The following is a 5,309-nucleotide window of genomic DNA, read 5'->3' on the forward strand; positions in this document are numbered from 1 at the left end:
CGAGCACCCACCAACCACCCACTGCATCGGGGGCGGGACCGCCCGCCGACCCTCCCGGCGTGGGGTCGGGCCCGCCCCCCCCGGGCGGCGCCCCGGACCCGCTGGTCCCCGTACGCGTCGGGACCGGACGCCGTCCGGTCAGCCGGCGGATCCGATGCCCTGCGCGAAGGAGAAGAACCGGAAGGGGTCGTACTTGGCCTTGACCACGGCCAGCCGGGAGTAGTTCTCGGCGTAGTAGGACCGCTTCCAGTCCCGCAGGGCCGGGTCCATCCAGTTCTGGTACGTCTCCCCGTTGGACAGCGGGTCGATCGCCCCGAACCCGTTGCCCACCCAACGGGTGGCCACCGCCTTGGCCTCGGCGGTGTTCTGCTGCGGGTCGTTGATCAGGGCCCGGTAGTTCACCGAGAACAGCGAGTCGCGGTGCACGTACGCCGTGTCGGTGCGCGCCGGGTCGTTGGCCGCTCCCCCGAAGAAGTGCAGGTCGAGGTAGCGGGCCTGACCGGCCTTGCGGTCGGCATCGAAGGCCGTCATCACGTCCGTCCAGCCGCTCTGGCCGAAGGGCGTACTGGCGAGCCTGGTGCGCTCCACTCCGAACTCGGGACGGCTCAGCACCCCCGACGGGGTCTTCCCCGAGCGCTGGCACTGGTCCAGGGTGAGCTGGCCGCAGCCGAAGATCATCATCATTAGCTGCTGGTACGTCAGGACGGCGTCCTGACGGGCCGCCGGAGCACCCGTCAGGGAGATCAGCCGGGCCGCCTCGGCGGCGAGCTCGGCCGGGGTCCCCCGGGAGGCCAGCATGATGTTGACGTTGGGCACGGAGCCGGGCGCCGCGTCCGGCTGGACCACGTAGCCGCCGCCTCCGATGGTCCGGGGCGCGTCCACCAGCCACTGGGTCGCGGCGTGCAGGACGTCCGCCGCCCTGTCGTACGGGAAGATGAGGTTGGCGATGGCCATCTGGTCGCCGACGTGCGGGGTGACGGTGAACCGGGTGACGACGCCGAAGTTGCCACCGCCGCCGCCGCGTATCGCCCAGAACAGGTCGCTGTTGGACGTGGGCGAGGCGGTGACCACGCGGCCGTCGGCCAGGACCACCTCGGCCGAGGTGACGGCGTCGCAGGCCATGCCCAGCGGGCGGGTCAGGAAGCCGAAGCCGCCGCCCTGGAGGAATCCGCCGGACGCCACGGTCGGGCAGCCGCCCTCGCTGACGACCAGGCCGTGCGGAGCGAGGGTGTTGAGGATGTCCACGTTCCTGGCGCCGGGGCCGACGTCCACCGACGCGTTGCCGTTGCCGAGGGTGATCGCGTTGAGCCCGGAGACGTCGATGACCAGGCCCGGGGTGGTCGAGTAGCCGCCGAAGCTGTGGCCGCCGCTGCGGACCGCGGTCTGGAGGCAGTTGTCCTGGGCGAAGCGGAGCGCTACGGAGACGTCGGCCGAGCTGGCGCAGTAGGCGACGGCCTTGGGGTTGGCCGCGTCGAACTGGGCGAGTTCGAGCTGCTTGGCCACGCCGTACGAGGCGTCGGCGGGCAGCACGAGCCGTCCCTGGAGGCTGCGGGAGAGCTGGCTCCAGGGGATGCGCCAGGCATCGGTGACGTCGGTGACGGCGGCTACGGGAGCGGCGGACAGCAGGCCCAGGCCGGCCGCGGCCGTTCCCGCGCCGATGAGTGTTCTACGAGTGATCATGGATTTCCCACGGTTTCGATGCGACGGGGATACGACGGGGGATGTGCCGGGGCGGTCCCGGCCCGCCGTCCCCCTGGGGGAGAGGCGGGGGTCCGGCGGGCCGGGAGGTTCAGGAGACCTTGCGGCCGCGTACGCCCTGCCGGATGACGCCCTTGAGCATGGAGCGCCCGAGGTCGCGCATCTCCTTGGGGCCGGAGGTGCTCGCCCACCACATGAACTTCATCATCGTGGGGGTGTCGGCCCGGAAGAACCGGTGGTCCTCGGGGTCCTTCCAGCCGAAGGGCGTGTTGACCGACTCGCAGTCGCGTATCGCCTGGAAGACGATGTCGGCGGCCTTGTCCCCGTCTATCTCACCCGACTCGAACCGGTCGCAGGTCTCGGCGGTGATGTCGAAGAGGTGCTTGAAGGCGTGGCTGTCCGGCCACCACAGGCCCGTGTAGGGGGCCTTCTCCATCTCCTTGAAGTGGCGGTCGTCGCCATCCAGGGTGAAGTTCTGGCGCGCCATGATCTGGCGCATGGTGGCCGGAGTGGTGAAGCAGGCCCATACGCGGAAGACCGCGTTCCAGAGGCGGAAGTGGTTGAAGGCGATGTAGGAGGCGTTGACGATCTTGTCGTTGTACTCCAGCAGGCCCTGCTCCAGCCGCTCCACGTACTCGAAGCGCTCGACCGAGAAGTCGTCCTCGCGCAGGGCGTCGAGCACCCGGTAGGCGAGGGCGTCGACCACCTCGAAGGTGTTGGACAGACCGCGCGAGTACAGCGGGTCGATGAAGCCCGCGGCGTGCGACATCAGGCACCAGCGGTGGCCGATGGTCTTCTTCGAGGAGTACTGGATCCGGTCCGTGGAAACCCACTCGCGCACCCGCTTGGCGCCCTCGAACTGGCGCTTCACCGCCGGGTACATGTCGAGGTAGTGGTTGAACTCCTCGTCCGGGGTCATGTCCTTCGGCTTGGGGTACAGCCGCTCGTCGAAGGTGAGGCCGACGCTGCAGACCGGGTTCTTGGAGTCCTTGTAGTTGTCGAACGGAATGATCCAGAACCAGCCGCGCTCGATCAGGTGGTGCAGCGTGCCGCCGTGGAAGGGCGAACCCTCCGGCGGGCGCATCGCCTCGGGGTAGTTGCACACGTCGTCGTACGGCTTGATGCCCACGTAGTGCGTGAACAGCGAGCGCGAGTGGTGCTTGTGCCGGGGCGGGTTGTCGCGCAGGTCGAACTTCTCGGCGAGCGGGGAGCGGAAACCGCTCGCGTCGATGAGGAACTTCGCCCGGAACACCTCACCGGTGTGGCCCGTGACGGTGACGCCGTCCTCGTCGAAGTCGAGGTCGGTGGCGCGCCAGTTCTGCCGGAGCGTGCAGCCGTACTTGGCGGCGACGTTCAGGTAGTGCGAGTCCGTGTCCTGCCGGTAGAGGTGGACGGCCTCGGTCAGCATCTTGGGGATCACGAACATCGTGGCTTCGGCCGGGTTGGGCTCGCGGTTCTTCTCGTGCGAGACGAAGCCGAAGCTCTGCTTGCGGCCGTGGTGCGGCCCCATGTGCTCGGTGATGGCCTTGATGTCGAGCATGTGCTTGATCTCGGGGACGTCGTAGCGCGCCGCGAGGATGTGCAGCCATTCGACGAGCTGCGGGTTCTGCGACTCCCCCACGGCGAAGCGCGGGTGCTGGCCGGCGTCGATGAGGACCACGTTCGCCCCCTGGCGGGCCAGGATGGCGCCGGTGATCGAGCCCGCGAGGCCCGATCCCAGGATCAGGACGTCGCACTCGTTCCACTCTTCGGCCTTGGGGGCCTCTTTCGTTGCCTCAGCCTTGGTGGGCAAGACCGTACTCCTCTTTGTCGGTTTGTCTCGGTGGCCGCGCACTCGGCCTCTGCGTGGACGCCGGCCGGTCATCGGATCAGGCGGTGTGGCGCGGCGCGCCGAACCAGTCGGTCAGGGCCTGGGCCAGTCCCTCGGGAGAGCCGTCCGCGGCGGCCCAGGCGACGTAGCCGTCGGGGCGGACCAGCAGGCTCGCGGCCGGAGCTCCGGCGTCGGGGCGGGACGCGGTGACGATGTCCACGCGGTCCTCCCAGCCGGCGGCGGCGGCGCGCAGCGCGGCGCTGTCGTGCAGGTCCAGCAGGACCGGACGGCCGTGGTGGAGCAGTTCGTAGGTGCTGGACTTGTCGTCGCCGACCAGCAGCTCCTGGTCGGGCAGCCGGCGGCCGAGCAGCGGGTGGTCGCCGGGGGCGGCTCCGTACGTGGTGTCGAGACCGGTGACCAGGCCGACGAGGTGGGTGCGCACCTCCTCGATGCCGACCAGCTCGGCGAAGAGCTCGCGCAGCGGCTGGGCCTCGGGGCCGCCGAGGTAGAGGGTGCGCTGGACCAGGGTGTTGGCGACGATCCGGGCGCCGACCGGGTGGCGCTCGGCGTGGTACGTGTCGAGCAGCCCCTCGGGGGCGGTGCCCTTGACGGCGGCGGCGAGCTTCCAGCCGAGGTTGACCACGTCGCCGACGGCGGCGCTGATGCCCTGCGCACCGATGGGCAGGTGGATGTGGGCGGCGTCGCCGGCCAGGAAGACCCGGCCCTTGCGGTACTCGGCCGCGTGCCGGCTCGCATCGGTGAAGTAGCTGGTCCACAGCGGGGTGGCGGCGCTGATGTCCTCGCCGGTCACCCGCTGGAAGGACTCGGCCACTTCCTGGAAGGTGGGGGGCTCCTGGGTCGGGCGGACGCCGGCCCCGCGCTCGAAGACGACCACGCGGGTGGCGTGCGGGCCGAGCGGGAGCACCACGACCATGCCCTGCTCACCGACCTCGCCGGTGGGGCGGATCCGCAGCGGGACCCCGGTCACGTCGGCCATCTTCATCTCGATGGTGGCGCTGACGCCGGGGAAGTCGATGCCGGAGAGGCGGCGGACGATGCTGCGGGCGCCGTCGCAGCCCACCAGGTAGGAAGCGCGCAGCCGTTCGGTGCCCTCGGGACCGGCCACGTCGACCTCGACGTGGTCCTCGCCGTCGGTCAGGCCGATGACCTCGTGGCCGCGGCGTATCTCGGCGCCCAGGCCGACGGCCCAGCCGTGGAGGATCGCCTCGGTGCGGGACTGGGGGACTCCGCGGACGCCGAAGTTTCCGCCCTCGATGATGGTGTAGTCGATGGGCAGGCCGCCGAAGTGGCCCCCCGGAATGGTGTCCAGCTCACCGAATTCCGAGAGCAGGCCGCGCTGGCCGAATTCCTCGATGGTGCGGGCCGAGAAACCGAGGGCGCGTGATTGCTGCATCGGCTCGGTCAGTCGGTCGAGAACGATTACGGAGAGGCCGGAAAGGCGCAGTTCCCCGGCGAGCATGAGTCCCGCGGGACCGGCTCCGGCAACGATGACATCGGCATTCAAGCTTTCCATCTTCCCTCTCCCGCTGGCGTTTTCTCCAGTATTCCGGCGGGGCCTGGGAAGCTGAACGGTCTCCGGTACAGGGCTGTGAAAAGTTCGTCAGGTCCCCGTCGGCAGTGTCAGGGGACCGCTCCGCGGAGGTGAAGGACTCCGTGGCCGGACGCGGGGGGGGGGGGGGGGGGGGGGCGGGGGGCCCCCCCCCCCCGCGGCGGGGGGGGGGGGGGGCCGGGGTGTGGCCGGCGCCCCCCCCCCCCCCCCCCCAGAACCCCCCCACCCCCC

The 5,309-nt window shown here is 70.5% G+C and carries 3 protein-coding genes; all 3 read right to left on the minus strand.

The window, feature by feature from the left end; all coding sequences use genetic code 11:
- Window positions 1-138: 138 nt before the first annotated feature.
- The gene (locus tag ACFXDJ_RS20335) at window positions 139-1,680 is read right to left on the minus strand and encodes an FAD-dependent oxidoreductase (protein WP_384653755.1); all 1,542 of its coding nucleotides are present in this window, start codon (window positions 1,678-1,680) and stop codon (window positions 139-141) included.
- A 109-nt stretch (window positions 1,681-1,789) separates the two neighbouring features.
- The gene (locus ACFXDJ_RS20340) at window positions 1,790-3,490 is read right to left on the minus strand and encodes an NAD(P)/FAD-dependent oxidoreductase (protein ID WP_384653753.1); all 1,701 of its coding nucleotides are present in this window, start codon (window positions 3,488-3,490) and stop codon (window positions 1,790-1,792) included.
- Between the two features lie 76 nt (window positions 3,491-3,566).
- Entirely contained in the window at window positions 3,567-5,042 is a 1,476-nt protein-coding gene (locus ACFXDJ_RS20345) for an FAD-dependent monooxygenase (RefSeq protein WP_384653752.1), read from the minus strand.
- Between the last annotated feature and the right edge of the window lie 267 nt (window positions 5,043-5,309).

It is taken from the genome of Streptomyces sp. NPDC059443, from assembly GCF_042750105.1.
In the GTDB taxonomy this organism is placed as follows: Bacteria; Actinomycetota; Actinomycetes; order Streptomycetales; family Streptomycetaceae; genus Streptomyces.

Bases quoted from the DNA above. Each gene is read 5' to 3' on its own strand.
- ACFXDJ_RS20345 (WP_384653752.1), bottom strand. From the start codon at position 5,042: ATGGAAAGCTTGAATGCCGATGTCATCGTTGCCGGAGCCGGTCCCGCG.
- ACFXDJ_RS20335 (WP_384653755.1), bottom strand. From the start codon at position 1,680: ATGATCACTCGTAGAACACTCATCGGCGCGGGAACGGCCGCGGCCGGC.